Annotated in this window: 16 protein-coding genes (1 of these 16 cut by a window edge); 5 read left to right on the plus strand and 11 right to left on the minus strand. The window is 72.0% G+C overall.

Going from position 1 to position 17,570, the window contains the following annotated elements; translation table 11 throughout:
- Positions 1-1,548: the 3' portion of a glutamine--fructose-6-phosphate transaminase (isomerizing) gene (gene glmS, locus ABJI51_RS39835; protein WP_348956351.1), read on the plus strand. 276 nt of this gene lie to the left of the window's left edge; 1,548 of the gene's 1,824 nt are visible here — the last part of the coding sequence; its start codon lies beyond the left edge, outside the window; the stop codon is at positions 1,546-1,548.
- A gap of 3 nt (positions 1,549-1,551) precedes the next feature.
- Here the strand turns inward: glmS and ABJI51_RS39840 are convergent, their stop codons facing one another.
- The 6 genes from ABJI51_RS39840 to ABJI51_RS39865 all read right to left on the minus strand — a co-directional run bounded on the left by ABJI51_RS39840 (position 1,552) and on the right by ABJI51_RS39865 (position 7,009).
- On the minus strand, positions 1,552-2,874 hold the full coding sequence (locus ABJI51_RS39840; protein ID WP_348956352.1) for a BNR repeat-containing protein: 1,323 nt from the start codon (positions 2,872-2,874) through the stop codon (positions 1,552-1,554).
- A 146-nt stretch (positions 2,875-3,020) separates the two neighbouring features.
- On the minus strand, positions 3,021-4,205 hold the full coding sequence (locus ABJI51_RS39845; protein ID WP_348956353.1) for an NAD(P)/FAD-dependent oxidoreductase: 1,185 nt from the start codon (positions 4,203-4,205) through the stop codon (positions 3,021-3,023).
- Positions 4,202-4,402: a ferredoxin gene (locus ABJI51_RS39850; protein ID WP_348956354.1), complete on the minus strand. Its 201-nt coding sequence runs from the start codon at positions 4,400-4,402 to the stop codon at positions 4,202-4,204. The genes ABJI51_RS39845 and ABJI51_RS39850 overlap by 4 nt, the downstream gene beginning before the upstream one ends.
- 29 nt (positions 4,403-4,431) lie before the next feature.
- Complete coding sequence (locus tag ABJI51_RS39855) at positions 4,432-5,640, minus strand: cytochrome P450 (RefSeq protein WP_348956355.1); 1,209 nt, start codon at positions 5,638-5,640, stop codon at positions 4,432-4,434.
- 362 nt (positions 5,641-6,002) lie between these two features.
- Positions 6,003-6,437, minus strand: a complete 435-nt coding sequence (locus ABJI51_RS39860) for a pyridoxamine 5'-phosphate oxidase family protein (protein ID WP_348956356.1) — start codon at positions 6,435-6,437, stop codon at positions 6,003-6,005.
- Positions 6,434-7,009, minus strand: coding sequence for a TetR/AcrR family transcriptional regulator (locus ABJI51_RS39865; RefSeq protein WP_348956357.1), 576 nt, complete (start codon positions 7,007-7,009; stop codon positions 6,434-6,436). Before ABJI51_RS39865 ends, ABJI51_RS39860 begins: the two co-directional genes overlap by 4 nt.
- Positions 7,010-7,097: 88 nt before the next feature.
- Between ABJI51_RS39865 and ABJI51_RS39870 the strand changes: the two genes are divergently transcribed.
- Positions 7,098-8,120: an aldo/keto reductase gene (locus tag ABJI51_RS39870; protein ID WP_348956358.1), complete on the plus strand. Its 1,023-nt coding sequence runs from the start codon at positions 7,098-7,100 to the stop codon at positions 8,118-8,120.
- The gene (locus ABJI51_RS39875; RefSeq protein WP_348956359.1) at positions 8,117-8,986 is read left to right on the plus strand and encodes an LLM class flavin-dependent oxidoreductase; all 870 of its coding nucleotides are present in this window, start codon (positions 8,117-8,119) and stop codon (positions 8,984-8,986) included. The genes ABJI51_RS39870 and ABJI51_RS39875 overlap by 4 nt, the downstream gene beginning before the upstream one ends.
- A 69-nt stretch (positions 8,987-9,055) precedes the next feature.
- Here ABJI51_RS39875 and ABJI51_RS39880 read toward each other — a convergent pair whose 3' ends face one another.
- Positions 9,056-9,472: a MarR family winged helix-turn-helix transcriptional regulator gene (locus tag ABJI51_RS39880; protein WP_348956360.1), complete on the minus strand. Its 417-nt coding sequence runs from the start codon at positions 9,470-9,472 to the stop codon at positions 9,056-9,058.
- 53 nt (positions 9,473-9,525) lie between these two features.
- Between ABJI51_RS39880 and ABJI51_RS39885 the strand changes: the two genes are divergently transcribed.
- Both ABJI51_RS39885 and ABJI51_RS39890 read left to right on the plus strand, forming a co-directional pair.
- Complete coding sequence (locus tag ABJI51_RS39885) at positions 9,526-9,936, plus strand: SRPBCC family protein (protein WP_348956361.1); 411 nt, start codon at positions 9,526-9,528, stop codon at positions 9,934-9,936.
- A complete protein-coding gene (locus tag ABJI51_RS39890) occupies positions 9,933-10,646 on the plus strand; it encodes a class I SAM-dependent methyltransferase (RefSeq protein ID WP_348956362.1) in 714 nt (237 codons plus the stop codon). Before ABJI51_RS39885 ends, ABJI51_RS39890 begins: the two co-directional genes overlap by 4 nt.
- A gap of 2 nt (positions 10,647-10,648) precedes the next feature.
- On the opposite strand, the gene ABJI51_RS39895 is transcribed toward ABJI51_RS39890, so the two are convergent.
- From ABJI51_RS39895 to ABJI51_RS39910, 4 genes are all read right to left on the minus strand, one after another.
- Positions 10,649-12,673, minus strand: a complete 2,025-nt coding sequence (locus ABJI51_RS39895; protein WP_348956363.1) for a cellulose binding domain-containing protein — start codon at positions 12,671-12,673, stop codon at positions 10,649-10,651.
- Between the two features lie 81 nt (positions 12,674-12,754).
- The gene (locus tag ABJI51_RS39900) at positions 12,755-16,066 is read right to left on the minus strand and encodes an error-prone DNA polymerase (RefSeq protein WP_348956364.1); all 3,312 of its coding nucleotides are present in this window, start codon (positions 16,064-16,066) and stop codon (positions 12,755-12,757) included.
- Between the two features lie 39 nt (positions 16,067-16,105).
- The gene (locus tag ABJI51_RS39905) at positions 16,106-16,684 is read right to left on the minus strand and encodes a TetR/AcrR family transcriptional regulator (RefSeq protein ID WP_348956365.1); all 579 of its coding nucleotides are present in this window, start codon (positions 16,682-16,684) and stop codon (positions 16,106-16,108) included.
- Entirely contained in the window at positions 16,685-17,488 is an 804-nt protein-coding gene (locus tag ABJI51_RS39910; RefSeq protein ID WP_348956366.1) for a class I SAM-dependent methyltransferase, read from the minus strand.
- Positions 17,489-17,570: the final 82 nt, after the last annotated feature.

Here is a 17,570-nt window from a genome sequence, read left to right on the forward strand (position 1 = left end):
GGCCGCGTCTGCGTCGTCCACAACGGCATCATCGACAACGCCGACGCCCTGCGCGCCCAGCTCGCCGACGCCGGCGTCACCCTCACCTCCGAGACCGACACCGAGGTACTGGCCCACCTCATCGCCCGCGCGAAGGCCGACACCCTCGAAGACGCCGTGGTCGAGGCCGTCTCGCGGATCACCGGCACCTACGCCATCGCCGTCACCGACACCGCGCACCCGGACCGCCTGGTCATCGCGCGCAACGGCTCGCCGCTGATCATCGGCGTCGGCGAGCGGGAGATGTTCGTCGCCAGCGACCTCGCCGCCCTGGTCCGGCACACCTCCCAGGTCGTGCACCTCGACGACGGCGAGTTCGCGACCGTCTTCGCCACCGGGTACCGCACCTTCACCGTCGACGAGAGCGACACCACCAAACCGGCCACCGAGATCGACATCGCCGCCGAAGACCTCGACCTGGGCGGTTACCCGCACTACATGGCCAAGGAGATCCAGGAGCAGCCCGAGTCGGTCGAGCGGATGATCCGCGGCCGCCTCGACGACCGGTTCGGGGTCGCCCGCCTGGACGGGCTCAACCTGACGCCCCGTGAGCTGCGCGGATTCAGCCGCGTGAAGATCCTCGGCTGCGGCTCGGCCTACTACGTCGGCCAGATCGGCGCCACGATGATCGAGGAGCTGGCGCGGATCCCGGCCGACGCCGAAGCCGCGTCCGAGTTCCGCTACCGCAACCCGATCATCGAGGCCGACACGCTCTACATCGCGGTCAGCCAGTCCGGCGAGACGATCGACACCGCCTTCGCCGTCGAGGAGATCAAGCGCAAGGGCGGCCGGGTCGTCGGGCTGGTCAACGTCGTCGGCTCGACCATCGCCCGCGCCTGCGAAGGCGGCGTCTACCTGCACGCCGGCCCGGAGATCGCGGTCGCATCGACCAAGGCGCTGACCAACATGGCCGTCGGCTTCGCGCTGATCGCGCTGTCCCTCGGCCGCGTACGCGACCTGTCCAACGCCGACGGACGGCGGATCATCGACGCCATCCGCGCCCTGCCGGGCCAGATCAAGACCATCCTGGACGCCGAACCGGAGATCGCCGAGCACGCCAAGACCGTCGCCGCCGCGCAAAGCCTCTTCTTCGTCGGCCGCGTGCGCGGCTTCCCGGTGGCGCGGGAGGGTGCGCAGAAGTTCAAGGAGATCTCCTACCGGCACGCCGAGGCGTACCAGACCTCCGAGCTCAAGCACGGCCCGCTCGCCCTGATCGACGAGTCGCTGCCGACGGTGGCCGTCGTGCCGTCGGACGAGCTGACCGACCGCAACCTGGCCGCCGTCCAGCAGATCAAGGCCCGCGGCGGTGCGGTGCTGGCCGTCACCCACGAAGACGTCGACTTCGGTGAGCTCGACGTCCCGCGGATCGTCGTGCCCCGGACCGAGCCCGAGCTGGACCCGATCCTGCTGACCGTCCCGCTGCAGCTGCTGGCCTACCACGCCGCGCTGAGCCTGGGCTACGACATCGACAAGCCGCGCAACCTGGCCAAGTCCGTCACGGTGGAGTGAGGCTCAGCCGAGGCGGAAGTCGGCCACCCGGATCGGCGAGGGCGTCGTCCCGGTCGAGGTCTGCTGGTAGAGGACGGAGATGATGCCATCGGAGGCCAGCCGCGAGTCGTCGACGTCGACCTCGCCGAATGCGCCGAGGGCGGGGCTGAACACCGTCGTCCAGTCGGTCCAGCCGCTCGCCTTGGTCGCGGCGACGATCCGGCCGTACGGCATCACCAGGTAGGCGTTGTCGCCGCGGTCGAACACCAGCTTCGTGCGCTGGGTCGACTCCGGCGCCACCGGCACCTCGCGCTTGGTCCAGCCGCCGTCGGCCGCCCGGCTCAGGAAGAACGTCCGGCCGTACTGCTTCCGCTGCGCGGAGTAGTTCGTGACGCACTGGGTGAACCGGCCGGGGACGTAGCTGATCACGACGTGCGGCTGCCCGGCGGAGTCGACGGCCTGGCTTTCCTGGTTCATCAGCGCGTGGTCGACGCCGAGAGGGTCGACGACCGTGCCCGCGGACCCCACGGCCACCGGGGTGCCGCCGGTCGTCCCGACGACCGCGCCGGCGTTGTTCCGCCAGGTCCGGCCGCGGTCGTCGCTGTAGACGTAGCCGGTGTCGTGGTTGGCCAGCCCGCCGGAGTTGCACAGCACCCCGGAGTTGCCTTCGCGCCAGGTGAACGCGGCGTGCAGCCGCCCGCCGGGGCCGTAGGTGATGCCGTGCAGGTACATGTTGCGGGTCGTGCTGGTCACGCCGTTGCCGGAGGTCCACGCGCCGGTCGCCGACGACCACTTCCCGAGCTTGCGCCAGCTGCCGCCGCTGTACTCGGCCAGCTCGTTGGTGCCGTTGCCCGACGCCCCCGTCCGGTAGCTGAGCTGCAGTTTCCGCTCCGGGGTGACCACGAACTGCGGGTAGGTGATCGACCCGAGGTCGACGCCGTTCAGCGTGCGCTGCACCGCGCCGAAGGCCGACGACGTCCAGGCGTGCGACGACGGCGCGGACAGCAGCCCGGCCACCGACTGGACGTAGTAGACCTGGTTGCCGTGGGTGTCCATGGCGACGTGCAGGCGGCCGTCCTCCGGGGAGACGCCCAGCGAGATGACGTTGTGCGAGTCGTCGACGGTCAGCTTGTGCGGCAGCACGACGGTCTGCCAGGCGCCGTCGAACCCGGCGCGCCGGGCGACCACGGCGCTGCGGTCGGCGGTGTACCAGGTCGCGTACTGGTAGCCCGCGTAGCTGAAGATGCCGCTCTGCTGGAAGGAGTCGTTGTTGACCAGGCCGTCGTAGGAGACGAAGTACAGCGCCGTCGCGTCGAGCTGGGTGTCGCGGATCTTCACCGCCGCCACGGCCGCCTCGGCGGGCGGGGCGGGCAGCAGCGGAGCACCGCGGCGACCACCAGGCCGAAGATCCGTGAAAGCGCTCTCTTACCGGCCATGGGCCCGTCCTTCCCGCGTGGTGAACGTGACCAGGATCGGGTCCGGCCGGGCCGGCGTCAACCCCGCGAAATGCGGCTCAGCGGGGCGAAATCGTCGATTTCCACCCGCCACTGCCGGGCCTGCTTGGGCATGTTCCAGCCGAGCACCCCGGTGACCACGCCACCCCGGCGGTACCGCGCGACGAACCGCCCCGACTCCGGTGATCCCTCCACAATGGACACGTCGGTGGCCGCGGGCAGGAGGCCGTGCACGTGGATCCGGGCGTCGAACTGGTGGGTCCAGAAGTACGGCACCGGCGTGTACGGGCGGTCCTCGCCGAGGATGTTCCCCGCGACGGCGACCGCCTGCTCGGTCGCGTTCGTCCGGTTCTCCAGCCGCAGCAGCGTGTCGAGGCCCTCGTGGTGCCAGCGGGCGACGTCGCCTGCCGCGTAGATCCCCTCGGCCGCGCGGCACCGGGAGTCGCACACGACGCCGTTGTCGCAGAGCAGGCCGCTGCCCGCCAGCCATCCGGTCTCCGGCGCGGCGCCGAACGCGACCACGGCGACGTCCGCGGGCAGCACCTCCCCGGTCGCCAGCCGCACGCCGGTGACCCGCCCGTCCGCCCCGGTCAGGCGGGTGACTGCGGCGCCGAGCCGCAGCTCGACACCGCGAGCGGCGTGCAGCCCGGCGAGCAGTTCCGAGACCAGCGGGCCGAACTGGGCGGCCAGCGGCGCGGGCTGCGGGCCCGCCAGGGTGACCGGCAGGCCCAGCCCGCGGACGGTGGCCGCGACCTCGGTGCCGAGCACGCCGTCCCCGACGACGACCACCCGCTTGCCCGGCGCGAGGTCGGCGTGCAGGGCCAGCGCGTCGTCGAGGGTGCGCAGGACGTGCACGCCCGCCAGGCCGTCCTGCCCCGGCAGGGTGCGCGGCCGCAGCCCGGTGGCGAGCACGACCGCGTCCGCGGACAGCGTGCACCCGCTCGCGGTGTGGACGGTCCGTGTCCCGGCGTCCATCCGCACCGCCGGGTCGCCGAGCACGAACTCGGCCGAGAGCGCGGCCAGCGCGTCCGGGCTGCGCAGCTGTGCCTGTCCGGGCGTCCAGCTGCCGCCGAGCACCTGTTTCGACAGCGGCGGGCGGTCGTATGGCAGGTGCGGTTCGGCACCCAGTACCGTCACGCGGCCGCGGTATTCCTTGCGGCGCAAGGCTTCCACGGTGGCGAGCCCGGCCGCCGAGGCGCCGACGACCAGGACGTCGCCGGTCATCCCTGCTCGCTGACCGAGATGGCGGCCCCGGGGCACACGCTCGCCGCTTCCCGGACGATCTTGTGCTGCGCCTCGCCGGGACGCTCGTCGAGGAGGATCACGATGCCGTCCTCTTCACGCTGGTCGAAGACGTCCGGGGCGAGCAGCACGCAGGTGCCGGCGCCGCAGCACTTCTCTTCGTCCACAGTGACCTTCATGGCCGTTCCTTTCGTTGCTTCGTGGCCCGTCACCAGCGGACGGGCAGTTCCCGCAGCCCGCCGACGGCGAGTCCCTCGACGCGGCGCAGCTCGCCTGCCGGGACGGCCAGCTCGAGCGACGGCAGCCGGCGCAGCAGCACCTCCAGCACCACCTGCAGCTCGGTGCGGGCCAGCGGCTGCCCGAGGCAGGCGTGCGCGCCGGCACCGAAGGCCAGGTGCGGGTTCGGGCTGCGGGTCAGGTCCATTTCGGACGCTTCGGGGAACGCGCGCTCGTCGCGGTTGGCCGCGGCCATGCTGCACATCGCGCTGGTGCCCGCGGGCAGCACGGTGCCGCCGACCTCGAAGTCCTCGCTGATGTAGCGGAGCATGCCGACACCGGCGTTCGCGTCCATCCGCAGTGCTTCCTCGACCGCGGTGCGCACCAGCGACGGGTCGGCGAGCAGCCGTTCCCAGCGGCCGCGGTCCGCCAGCAGCATCGCGACCATCTTCGCGATCATGTTGGCGGTGGTTTCGTGGCCGGCGATGAGCAGGCCGATGCCGGTGGCGACCAGCGTCGCGTCGGACCAGCCGGTGTCTTCGGCGATCAGCGCGCTGAGGATGTCCTCGCCGGGTTCCGCGCGCTTGGCCGCGATGTGCGCGCCCATGTACCGGGCGAACTCCGCCTGCGCCGCGTCGAACTCCGCCTGCGTGTAGCGGGTCATGCTGAGCATGACGTCGGACCAGTGGGCGAACCGGTCGCGGTCGGTGTCCGGCACGCCGAGCATGTCGCAGATGACCCAGACCGGCAGCGGGAACGCGAGGCCCGCCTTGAGGTCCCCGGGTGCGCCCTTGGCGACCAGGTCGTCGATCAGCTGCTCGGCCATCGCGGCCATGCCGGGCCGCAGCGCGGTCATCCGCTTGGCGGTGAACCACTTGCCGATCATGCGACGCCACTTGAGGTGGGCTTCGCCGTGCTGCGGGATGACGGTCGCCATCTCGCTGTTGAACACGCCGCCGGACTCGGTGTCGGCAACCCGCGCCGCATTGTCCGACGGCGTCGGCCGGGTGAACCGCGGGTCGGACAGGACGGTCTTGACGTCGTCGTAGCGGGTGATCAGCGTGGCTTCGTCCCCGCTGGCCAGCGCGACGCGCGCGACGGGGCACTTCTCCCGGAACTCGGCCCACTCGGCCGGCGGCTCCAGCGCGGTGCCTGCCTCGAACGGGAACCGCGGCAGCGGCTGGGTGTGGCTTGGCGTCATCACGGGCTCCTCGTCGGTGGATGTCTCCCGTCGCCGAGCATGCCGACGTTCCCGGATTAAGTCAAGCGGTTGATTTAAAGATCGAAGCCTCAGTGCGTGGTCTACCGCGGCTTGTCGTGAGTGGTAATTCGGGTTAGAACCCGAATTACCACTCACGACCTCCCAGCAGGGGCGGTCCCGCCATCCGGACCACCTCCGGGTTGCACCCAGGTGGGCCGAAAGGCGCTTTCGTCGCACCTGACGCAGCGAAAGGGACTTTCCTCGCGGCAGACGCCAGGAAAGTCCCTTTCAGCGCGCGCCGACCGGTGGATCCAGGCTGGATGCCCTGATGGTGGCCTTCAGAGCACTGGGCGGTGTCGGGCCTACTCGCGCTCGACCTTCCGCAGCCCACCCGTGGGGGTCCACCACTCGACAACCAGCAGCGTCGCCGCCGGGTTCAGGTGCGTGTGCACCACCTCGGCGACGTCGGCCCGGAAGCTCTCCCCGTCGCCGGTCAGCGCGCGGCCGGAGATCTTCGCCTCCCCCGGCCACCGCGCCTCCTCGCCCTCGACCGGGTCGACCGTCGCGCTGTGCAGGGCGAACCGCGGGTCACGCAGCAGGTCCGCGCCCTTGCGGGCACGGGGCATCGAGCCGAAGCGCAGCTCGCCGTCCTCGAAGACCGTCTCGATGCCGGAGATGCGCGGCGATCCGTCGGCGCGCAGGGTCGCGATCGTCTTGTGCTTGTGCGCGTCGAACAGGGCCCGCACCCGCCGCGCGAACTCCGGTTCCGCCGCCTCGAACTCCCGCCAGGCCGTCATGCGTCCATCGTGCCGCACCGCAGTCCCGCGACGAGGATCCCGACCAGCTTGCGCGCGTCGTAGCGGGGGTCGGTGTCCGCGCCGATGCAGAGGTTGCCCACGCCGCGCATGAGTTCCAGCGGCTGCACCCCGGCCCGGATCTCGCCCGCCGCGACCGCCGCGTCGAGCAGCTCGGCGCACACCGGCACCAGGCGGTCCACGAAGTACGCGTGCAGCGTCTCCGTACCTGCCTGGTCGGACTGCAGCACGCCGGCCAGCCCGTGCTTGGTCACGACGAAGTCGACGTAGCGATCGACCCACTGCGCCAGTGCCCGGAACGGCGACTCGTTCGCGGCCAGCAGGGCGGGCCCCGCCGCCACGCAGGCGTCCACCTGGTGCCGGAAGACGGCGATGATGAGGTCCGCGCGGGTCGGGAAGTGGCGGTAGATCGTGCCCATCCCGACGCCGGCCTTCGCGGCGATCTCCCGCACCGGCGCGTCCACCCCGGACGCCACGAAGACGGCGGCCGCCGCGTCCAGCAACGTCTTTTCGTTGCGGCGGGCGTCGGCCCGCTTGGGCTTGCGCTCGCCCATCACACCTCCAGGTTGCCAAGCGGAACAGTGTTCCGTATAGTTACCGGAGCAACGTTCCGGTTGCTCATTCTGCCACGGAGGCACCCTCATGCAGTACCGCACCCTGGGCCGCACCGGCGTCCAGGTCAGCACGCTCGCCCTCGGCGCCATGAACTTCGGCGCGATCGGGAGCACCACCCAGGAAGAGGCCACGGCGATCGTCGACGCCGCGCTCGAAGCCGGGATCAACCTCATCGACACCGCCGACATGTACGGCCAGGGCGAGTCGGAAGTGATGGTCGGCAAGGCGATCCACGGCCGCCGCGACGACATCGTGCTCGCCACCAAGGCCACCATGCCCATGGGCGAGGAGCGCAACCACCGCGGCAACTCCCGCCGCTGGCTGGTCACCGCGCTCGACGACAGCCTGCGCCGCCTCGATGTCGACCACGTCGACCTCTACCAGATCCACCGCTGGGATCCCGGCACCAGCGACGAGGAAGCGCTTTCGGCACTGACCGACCTGCGGCGGGCAGGCAAGATCCGCTACTTCGGCTCGTCGACGTTCCCCGCGTACCGCATCGTGCAGGCGCAGTGGGCCGCCCGCGAGCACGGCCTTGGCCGGTACGTCACCGAACAGCCCAGCTACTCGATCCTGCAGCGCGGCATCGAAGCCCACGTGCTGCCGGTGACCGAGGAATACGGGATGGGCGTGCTGGCGTGGAGCCCGCTCGCTTCGGGCTGGCTGTCCGGGGCCGTGCGGGCCGGCCGGGAGATCACCACGAACCGGTCGACCGTCGTGCCGCACCGCTTCGACCTTTCCCTCCCGGCCAACCAGGCCCGGCTCGACGCCGTCGAGAAGCTCGCGAAGATCGCCGACGGGGCAGGGCTTTCCCTGATCCAGCTGGCGCTCGGCTTCGTCACAGCCCACCCCGCGGTGACGAGCGCGCTCATCGGCCCGCGGACGCTCGACCACCTGCGTTCGCAGCTCGCGGCGGCCGATACCGTGCTGACGGCCGACGTGCTCGACGAGATCGACGCCGTCGTCGCGCCCGGCATCGACCTGGCTCCCGACGAGAAGTTCGACACCCCGCCCGCCCTGCTCGACCCGGCGTTGCGGCGACGCCGATGACCCCGAGTTTCGGCATCATGACCGCGCCGCAGCAGGTCGGCTACGACGACCTGCTGCGGGTGTGGCGCGAGGCGGACGCGGTCGCCGCGATCGAGCACGCGTGGCTGTTCGACCACCTCATGCCGATCGGCGGCGACCCGGACGGCCCGGTCCTCGAAGGCTGGACGCTGCTGTCCGCGCTGGCGGCGCAGACCGGCCGGCTGCGGCTCGGTGTTCTGGTCACCAGCAACCGGTTCCGGCCACCGGCGATGCTGGCGAAGATCGCGGCGACGGCCGACATCGTCTCCGGCGGACGTCTCGACTTCGGCATCGGCGCGGGTTCCCGGCCAAGCCATCCCCTGGCCCGCCGGGAATACGACGCGCACGGCCTGCCGTACCACGACCAGGCGGACGCGGTGGCGGCGCTGGCGGAGGCGTGCACGGTGATCCGTCGCTTGTGGACTTCGCCGGAGCCGTTCGACTTCGACGGCGAGCACGTCCGGCTGACCGGGGCGTTCGGGAATCCGCGGCCGGTCCAGCGCCCACACCCGCCGATCCTGATCGGCGGCCGGTCGAGCGCAACCCTGCGCGTCGCGGCGGAACACGCGGACCTGTGGAACATCCCGGGCGGCGGCGACATCGCCGACGTGGCGGGCCGCAGCGCACTGTTGGACCGCTTCTGCACGGAGATCGGCCGCGACCCGGCGACGCTCACCCGCTCGATCCACCTGCCGGTCGACTACGACCGGCCGGAGCGCACGCGGGAGCAGATCGGGGAAGCGGCCGGCGCGGGATTCGGGCACGTCGTGCTCGGGCTGCCGTCGCCTTATCCGGAGGGGGTTGCGCAGTGGGTCGCCGACGAGCTGATCCGCCACCGGTTGTCGTGAGTGGTAATTCGCGTTAGAACCCTAATTACCACTCACGACAAGCCACGGCAGACCACCTTCGCGCGGCGGTCAGCCTGAGTTCGCCAGGTGGGCCAGCGCCGAACGCAACGCCCGCCGGGTCGCCGGGTCGAGACCCGCCAGCCTGTCCTCCTCCACCTCCCGGATCGCCGTACGGACCGCCGCGTGCCGCCGCACTCCCTCGGGGGTCAGGCGGACGATCCGGGCCCGGCGGTCGGCCGGGTCGGGGTCGCGGGTGACGAGGCCGGCCGCTTCGAGGCCGTCGAGCAGGGTGATCAGGCGGGTCTTGTCGTAGCGGATCTGGCGGGCCAGGACCAGCTGGCTCGGCGCCTCCCCGTCGGCCAGCGCCGACAGCACGACGTACTGCCACATCGAAAGCCCGTGCCGCTCGAGCACCGGGCGTTCGGCCTCGGCCAGTGCGCGGCCCGCCCCGGCGCACAGCGCGCCGAGGTCGTCGTCCTCGTTCACCGGCCGGATTTTACGCGTGGACAGATCGTACGCAGATGCGTATCGTTTCGGCCATGACCTCCTTCGTCCCCGGGCGCGCCGAGACGCGCACCATCTCCGTCGCGGCCCCGCCGCACCGGGTCGTCGAATACCTCGCCGATCCCCGTCACCTGCCCGAATGGGCCCCGGGCTTCGCCACCGCGGTCGCCCACGACCACGACGACATCTGGCGCGTCCAGACCGGCGGCGGGCCGCAGCGGGTGGCCGTCCGGGTCGCGGCCGACCACGGCGTGGTCGACGTCGTCAGCGCCGACGCGCCGGACGTCGGCCTGTTCACGCGCGTGGTCCCGAACCTGGGCGGCGCGGAACTGATCTTCAGCCTGTTCTTCCCCGAGGACACCGACCCGGCGGCGGTGGACGCGCAGATGGCCGTCGTCGGCGAGGAGCTGCGGGCGGTCCGCGAGCACGTCGAGAGCGGCCGGTGAACCGCGAAGTCGGCTCAGTCGGCGACCTGCTGCACCTGCTGGACGGCCTGTTCGACGACGGCTCGGCCCCCGATCGCTGGGACCGGTTCTACGCCGACCGCGACCGGCCTGTCCCGTTCTTCGTCACCCACCCCGACGAAAGCCTCGACTCCTGGCTCCGCACCGGCCTCCTCCGCGGCGGCCGCGCCCTCGACCTGGGCTGCGGCCCTGGCCGCAACGCACTCCGGCTCGCGGCCGCGGGCTACGAGGTGGACGCGGTCGACCTGTCCCCGGTGGCGATCGAGTGGGCTCGCGAACGCGCGGAAGGCGTCGACGGCGTCCGGTTCCACCGCGGGGACATCTTCACCGTGGACCTGCCGCACGAGACGTACGACCTGATCTACGACTCGGGCTGCCTGCACCACCTCGCCCCGCACCGGCGGATCAGCTACCGGCAGCTGCTCGACCGGCGGCTGGCACCCGGCGGCCACTTCGGCCTCGCCTGTTTCGCGGCGGGCACCGGGAATCCCGGCTCGGGAGTCGAGATCCCCGATGCCCAGCTCTACCGCGACGGCAGCCTCCACGGCGGCCTCGCCTTCGAACCGGCCGACCTACGCCGGCTCTTCGCCGAGTACACCGAGGTCGAGCTGCGCCCGATGACGGAACCGGACGCGGACAGCGGCGTGTTCGGCGTGTCCTTCCTGCACGTCGGCCTCTTCCGGCGGGACTGACTTCAACCCGCCGCGCAGAGGACGCCGTTGAGGGTGAACGCCGTCGGCAGGATGTTCGGCCCGCCGTAGTCGGCCACGAAACCCGGGTCCGCGCCGGCGGCCAGGGAGGCCGACGACGTCACCGTCACCGTCGAGCCCGTCTGCGTCCACGTGCCGTTCCAGCCGCTCGTCACCCGCTGGCGGGCGGTCGGCCAGGTGAACGTCAGCGTCCAGTCGCCGACCACGCCCGTGGCCGTGACGTGGACGCTGCCGACGAACCCGCTCGCCCAGTCGTTGACGTCGGTCATCCGGACCGTGCAGGTGCTCGTCGCCGGCACGCCCGTCGTGAACGTCAGCGGCGGGGACGACCACGACACGTTCCCCGCCGTGTCCCTGGCCAGCACGTTCACCGTGTAGCGGCTGCCCGGGACGAGGTTGCCCACCTCGAGGGACGTGCCCGTGCTCTCGCCCCACTGCTCGCTGACCGCCCCTGCCTGGCGGTACACCTCGTACTTCGCGATCGGGTGGCCGCCCGGTGCCGCCGCGGGCCAGCTGATCGTCGCCGTGCGGTCGGTGGCCGTGGCCGCCGGCTGTCCCGGCGCCGCGGGTGCCGCCGTCACCGGGGGCGCCGGGTGCAGGACCAGCGTCGTCAGCGAGTACGGCGGCAGCGTCTGCGAGCCTGCCGGACCCGAGGACGTCGTGAAGGACGTCGCGCCGTTGGTGAACGTCGACACCTGCGCGGTCGCCGCCGGGGTGTAGCCCGCGTAGTCCAGCGTCACCGCCCTGGCCTGGTCCGGGTCCTTGTTCACCAGCAGCACGGCGACGTCCCCGTTCGGACGGCGGGCGGCGTGCGCCGCGATCAGCGGGTCGGTCGAGCCCGCGCGGACGAACTGGTCGCCAGGGCGCGCGAACGCGCTGAACATCTTGATGCCGTAGTACGGCGCGAACGGCGTGTTGAGCGCCGGTTCGCAGGCGCCGCCCTCCAGGCAGGTCGCGCTGGACAGCAGGCCTGCGTCGCCGTAGTCCGGGTATCCGGCCACTGTGGACAGTTTCGTCCCTCCGTTGTGGACGTCCCACCAGTCCACAGTGAACACGCCGTTCTCCAGCATCGCACTGTAGGCGTCGGCGGCGAACAGCGCGCCAGGCTGGGTGTTCAGGCCGACCGGGGTGTTCATCTCGGTCAGCGCGATGCCGATCCGGCCGGAGTCCGCGCCCGCGTACCGCGTGATCTGCTGCCGTGCCTGGAAGAGCATGTCGCTCACCGGCTCGGTCGTCGCGAGTGCCTCGGCGGCCGTCGAACCGGTGGGGTACCAGTGCAGGATGACGAAGTCGATGTGCGGGCCCGCGATGGACAGCACCGTCTGGTTCCACGTCGCGGAGTCGCCGCTGCCGACGATGCCGTCCGGCCAGTTCGCCGGGGTCGTCAGCACCGCGCCGATCCTGACCGAGGGATCCACGGCCTTCATCGCGTCGGCGTAGGCGACGACACCGTTGGCATACGCCGTCGGGCTCTTGTCCGCGTGGTTGTCGGCCTCCCAGTTCGCCCCGTAGTGGCCGTTGCCGTACAGCTCGTTGCCGATCTCCCAGTACCTGACGCCGTAGCCCTTGGTGACGTTGGCGTACCGCACCCAGTCCGCGGCCTCCTGCGGCGTTCCCGTGCCGTAGTTGGCGATGATGATCGGCTGGGCACCGGCCCGCCGGACACCGCCCATGAACGTGTCGAAATCGGTGTTCGGGGCCACGTAGCCGCCCGGCGCGGTGTTGTCCTTCCAGTGGTAGATGTCACCGTAGGAGCCGCCCGGGTAGCGCAGGGTGCGGACCCCGGCGCCGCCGAGCAGGTCGGCCACCGTGTCGGTCCCCAGCTGGCTGTCCCACACCGCGTGGTTGGCGCCGACCCCGGTGTCCGGCATGGTGGCCAGCCCGGCGCGGACGTTGACGGTCACCGTCGCCGCGGGAGTGTCGGCCGCGGCGGTGCCCGCCGCAGGCAGCGCCGCGGCGAGCACGGCGGCCACCAGCCACGCTGCCCGGCGCAAACGTCTGGCTGTCATGAAAGTTCCATCCTCTCGTCCAGCACGAAACGGATGGCTGAGAGCGCTCTCAGAGCAGAGAACCATCGCGCCGACCGGAAGTCAACGGAAGTCCCGCGACGGCCCGGCGGCCATGCCGGGGTCGAGGCGTTCGAGCCGGTCGGCGACGAGCGTGACGACTCCCTCCGCGGCCTGGACCCGGCCGCGGACCAGCAGTGCGGCACTGGTGCGGGCGACCAGCCGCTGCCGCTGCCACAACCCGGGCGAGACGAGGACGTTGGTCATGCCGGTCTCGTCCTCGAGGTTGAGGAAGGTGATCCCGCCCGCGGTCGACGGCCGCTGCCGGTGGGTGACCGCGCCGCCGACCCACACCCGCGTCCCGTCCGGCACCCCCGTGAGTTCCGCGGTGGTGAGCGCGCCCCGCCGGTTCAGCAGGTCCCGCAGGTACTCCACGGGATGGCTGTCCGGGGAGACGCCGGTGGCCCACAGGTCCGCGGCGGTGATCTCCAGCCGCGTCATGCCGGGCAGCGCGGGCGCGTCGAGCCCGGGCGCGAGGCCGGGCAGGTGCCCTGGCCGGGTCGCCGCCGCGGCCCCGGCGGCCCAGAGGTCCCGGCGCCGCTCGCCGCCGAACGCCCCGGCCGTCGCCAGCGCTTCGACGGCGTTCTTCTTCAGCCGGACACGGCGGGTGAGGTCGCCTGCGTCCCGGTAGGGGCCGTTCGCGTCGCGTTCGGCGACGATCGCCGCGGCCGCGTCGGCGCCGAGGTGCCGCACCGCGGCGAGGCCGAGCCGGAGCGCGACGCCGCCGGTGCTGCCCGGATCGGGTTCGAGGGTGGCGTGGGCGAGGCTGGCGTTGATGCCGGGCTCGCGGACGTGGACGCCGTGGCGGCGGGCGTCGGCGACCAGCGACTGCGGGCTGTAGAACCCCATCGGCTGGGCCCGCAGCAGCCCGGCACAGAACGCGGCCGGGTAGTAGCGCTTGAACCACGCGGACGCGTACACCAGCAGCGCGAACGACATCGAGTGCGCTTCGGGGAAGCCGTACCCGGAAAAGGCGTGGATCTGCTCGAAGATGCGGGTGGCGAGGTCGCGGCCGATCCCGTTGGCTTCGCAGCCGCGGAAGAACCGCGCCATCAGCGCCTTCATCTTGGCGCTGGACCGCTTGGCGCCCATGGCGCGGCGCAGCCGGTCGGCTTCGGCCGGGGTGAAGCTCGCGACGTCGACGGCCATCTGCATGACCTGTTCCTGGAACAGCGGCACGCCGAGCGTCCGGTCCAAACTGGACGCCAGCAGCGGGTGCGCGTGCTCCCACTGCTCGTCGCCGCGGCGGCGCCGGATGTAGGGATGCACCGAGCCGCCCTGGATCGGGCCCGGCCGGATCAGCGCGACCTCGACGACGAGGTCGTAGAACTCGCGTGGCCGCAGCCGCGGCAGCGTGGCCAGCTGGGCGCGGGACTCCACCTGGAACACTCCGACGGCGTCGGCTTCGCACAGCATGTCGTAGACCGCGGGATCGGCGAGGTCGAGCTTCCCGATGTCCACTGTGGTCTGATGGTGCTCGGCGACGAGGTCGATCATGTAGTGCAGTGCGGACAGCATGCCGAGGCCGAGCAGGTCGAACTTGACCAGCCCCACGGTGGCGCAGTCGTCCTTGTCCCACTGCAGGATGCTGCGGCCGGGCATGGCCGCCCACTCGACCGGGACCACTTCGGACACCGGCTGCTTCGACAGCACCATGCCGCCGGAGTGGATGCCGAGGTGACGCGGGAAGTCCTCGATCCGGGCGGCCAGGTCCAGGACGTCGGCCGGGATCGCGTCGCCCGCCTGCTCTTTCGTCGCGGCGACGCCACCCCAGCGGTCGACGAGCTTGCTGTAGGCGTCCTGCTGCCCGGGGCTGTGCCCGAGCGCCTTCGCGGCGTCACGCACCGCCGAGGGCGCGCGGTAGGTGATGACGTTGGCGACCTGCGCGGCGTGGAAGCGGCCGTGTTTCTCGTAGACGTACTGGATGGCCTCCTCGCGGCGGTCGGACTCGATGTCGATGTCGATGTCCGGCGGCCCGTCCCGCTCCGGGGCCAGGAACCGCTCGAACAGCAGGTTCCACCGCACCGGGTCGGCGTGGCAGATGCCCAGCGCGTAGCAGACCGCGGAGTTCGCGGCCGAGCCGCGGCCCTGGCAGAGGATGTCCGCTTCCCGGCAGAACCGGACGATGTCCCAGACGACGAGGAAGTAGCCGGGGAAGCCGAGTTCGCCGATGACGGCGAGTTCGTGGTCGAGCTGGGCGTAGGCCTTCGGGTTCTCCTCTCGCGTCCCGTACCGGGCCCGCGCCCCGGCCCAGGTCAGCTCCCGCAGGTAGGACAGTTCGTCGTGGCCGGGCGGGACCGGGAACGGCGGCAGGTCGGGCGCGACGAGCCGCAGGTCGAAGGCCACTTCGACGCCGAGGACGGCGGCCCGCCCGACCGCACCGGGGTACCGGCGTTCGAACCGGCGCCGCTGTTCCATGCCGGACCGCAGGAACGCCTGCCCCGACGGCGGCCGCCACCCCTCGAGGTCCTCGGCGGGCCGCCGCGCCCGGACGGCGGCCACCATGTCGGCCACGACGGCGTCCTCCGGGCGGGCGTAGTGCACGTTGTTGGAGACGACGGTGGGCAGCCGCAGGTCCTTCGCCAGGTCGGCGAGGAGGTCGTTGGCGGCGTCGTCGAGGGGCAGGCGGTGGTCGATCAGCTCGACGGCGACGTGCGACCGCCCGAACCGGTCGGCCAGCCACGCCAGCTCGGCGCGCGCGGCGGCGGGACCGCGTTCGGCGAGCGCCCGCCGGACGGCACCCTTCCGGCAGCCGCTGAGCACGACGACGTGCCCGGCCAGCTCGCCGACCAGCTCCTCGACGTCGTAGACCGGGCGGCCCTTCTCCCCGCCGGCGAGCTGCGCCCGCGAGATGACCCGGCACAGCCGGTGGTAGCCCTCCTGCTGCCGGGCGATGACGAGCAGGTGCGTCCCGGCGGGATCGGGCTCGCCGCCCTGCGGCCCGGGCAGCCCGAGCGACAGCTCGGCCCCGAACCCGACGCGCACGCCGAGTTCCCGCGCGGCGTCGTTGAACCGGACGGCGCCGTACAGGCCGTCGTGGTCGGTGAGGACCACCGCGTCCAGCTCCAGCCGCGCGGCCTCCTCGACGAGCGTTTCGGGATGGCTGGCGCCGTCGAGGAAGCTGAAGTTGGAGTGGACGTGCAGCTCGGCATAGGGCGCCCGGATCCGGTCCCCGGCGTCGTCCCGGCTCCGCCGTCCCAGCAGATCGGGCGGCGCCCCGGCATACCCTTCGCGTTTGCGCGACCACGCGGGGGCGTCGTTGCCGTCGCCGGGCGCGCGGCCGGAAGCGATTCGCTCCACTTCGGACCACGGCACACCGGGGTTGTTGAAGGCCAATGCCAGCTCCCACAAGAGTTTTCGCTGTGGGGAAGCCAGCTACGGTTCTTTCGTGACGTCCGAAGCCTCCGTCCTGGGAGCGCGTCCTGTCAATGTGACGGCCGTCGACCGGACCGCAGCCACGAACGCCTCGACGTCCAGCTCGTCGTCCCACGCGGCCTGCAGCAGCAGTCCCTGGTAGATGGCGACGAGCACGCGGATCGCCGCGTCCGGCACGGTGGCTCCGAACGCGGCGGCCTGCTCGTCCACGCCCTGGCGGGCGAGTGCGCGGATCCGGGGTTCGCGGACGGTCTCGGCCCACGCCTGCATGCTGAGCTTGCGCTGCCGGTCCGCCTCCGGCGCGGCGATCGCCCGCAGCAGGTCGAGGTAGCCGTCCAGTGGATCGCCCGCGGCCTCGAGACCGGCCGCGCGGGTCGTGTGCCACTCGTCGACGATCGCCAGGATCATGTCGTCCTTGCCGGTGAAGTACCGGTAGATCAGCCCGGCCGACAACCCGGACTCCCGGACGATGTCCTGCATCGACGTCCGGTGGAAACCGTTGCGGGCAAAGCAGTTCGCGGCGGCGTCGAGGATCTGCCGCCGCCGGTTCGCCAGATGCTCCGCGCTGACCCTGGGCATCTACCGGACCACCGCCCAGGCGATCCGGTAGAACCCGGCGGCGGGCTCGTCCCGGCCGTAGCGGGCGGCTGCTTCCTCCGCCGACAGGTCGCCCTTCAGGTCCAGGCCACGTTCGGCCAGGTAGCCGGGGACGTCGGCGGGCGGAAAGCCGAACGTCCAGGGCTCGCCGACCTTCGCGACTTCCCGGTGCCACGCGGTGCCGTCGCCGAGCGCCGCCCGGTCCACGTAGGTGAAGACGACCGTGCTGCCCGGCGCGACGATCGTGGCCAGGTCACGGAAGGTCGCGTCGACCGCCTGCGCGGTGAGGTAGTTGGTGACGCCTTCCCAGACGACCGCCGTGCGTTTCCGGGGAAACCCGGCGAGGGCCGCGGCGAGGCTTTCCCGGGTGAGGTCCACGGGAACGTAGTGGACGTGCGGGCGGTCGGCGATGCGACGGCGCTTGGCCCGCTGGGTGGCCGGGTGGTCGACCTCGTACGTGGGCGGCATCCCCGGGATGCGGTGGGCCCGGCTGTCGTAGCCGGCGCCGAGCAGCAGGACCTGCTCCGGCGCCGCCTCGGCGAGCAGGTCGTCGATCAGCCGGGTGCGGGCGACGGCGGACGTGCGGGGCCCGCCCGGATAGCGGTGGTCGATGAGCCGCGCGATGCCGCGGCCGACGGGCCGGACCGTGGCGGCCCGCACGAGCCAGCGGTAGCGGGCGGGCAGGAACCGGACGGCGTGGTCGTCGGCGAAGAGCCGGTCGCGGCGCCGCGTCTCGAGGGCGCGGAACAGGGCGACGTGCTCGGCGGTCCGGCTGGCGGTGTCCATGCGGCGAGCATAGTGAATGAACGTTCGTTTTTGCTACCTTCGGCGAATCGGGTCCGCGGCACCGGCGAACCTGGCACGATTA

The sequence above is a fragment of the Amycolatopsis melonis genome, from assembly GCF_040064235.1.
In the GTDB taxonomy this organism is placed as follows: Bacteria; Actinomycetota; Actinomycetes; order Mycobacteriales; family Pseudonocardiaceae; genus Amycolatopsis; species Amycolatopsis melonis.

Bases quoted from the DNA above. Each gene is read 5' to 3' on its own strand.
- ABJI51_RS39845 (WP_348956353.1), bottom strand. From the start codon at position 4,205: ATGACCGGCGACGTCCTGGTCGTCGGCGCCTCGGCGGCCGGGCTCGCC.
- ABJI51_RS39850 (WP_348956354.1), bottom strand. From the start codon at position 4,402: ATGAAGGTCACTGTGGACGAAGAGAAGTGCTGCGGCGCCGGCACCTGC.
- ABJI51_RS39855 (WP_348956355.1), bottom strand. From the start codon at position 5,640: ATGACGCCAAGCCACACCCAGCCGCTGCCGCGGTTCCCGTTCGAGGCA.
- ABJI51_RS39860 (WP_348956356.1), bottom strand. From the start codon at position 6,437: ATGACGGCCTGGCGGGAGTTCGAGGCGGCGGAACCGGAGTTCGCGCGG.
- ABJI51_RS39865 (WP_348956357.1), bottom strand. From the start codon at position 7,009: ATGGGCGAGCGCAAGCCCAAGCGGGCCGACGCCCGCCGCAACGAAAAG.
- ABJI51_RS39870 (WP_348956358.1), top strand. From the start codon at position 7,098: ATGCAGTACCGCACCCTGGGCCGCACCGGCGTCCAGGTCAGCACGCTC.
- ABJI51_RS39875 (WP_348956359.1), top strand. From the start codon at position 8,117: ATGACCCCGAGTTTCGGCATCATGACCGCGCCGCAGCAGGTCGGCTAC.
- ABJI51_RS39885 (WP_348956361.1), top strand. From the start codon at position 9,526: ATGACCTCCTTCGTCCCCGGGCGCGCCGAGACGCGCACCATCTCCGTC.
- ABJI51_RS39895 (WP_348956363.1), bottom strand. From the start codon at position 12,673: ATGACAGCCAGACGTTTGCGCCGGGCAGCGTGGCTGGTGGCCGCCGTG.
- ABJI51_RS39905 (WP_348956365.1), bottom strand. From the start codon at position 16,684: ATGCCCAGGGTCAGCGCGGAGCATCTGGCGAACCGGCGGCGGCAGATC.
- ABJI51_RS39910 (WP_348956366.1), bottom strand. From the start codon at position 17,488: ATGGACACCGCCAGCCGGACCGCCGAGCACGTCGCCCTGTTCCGCGCC.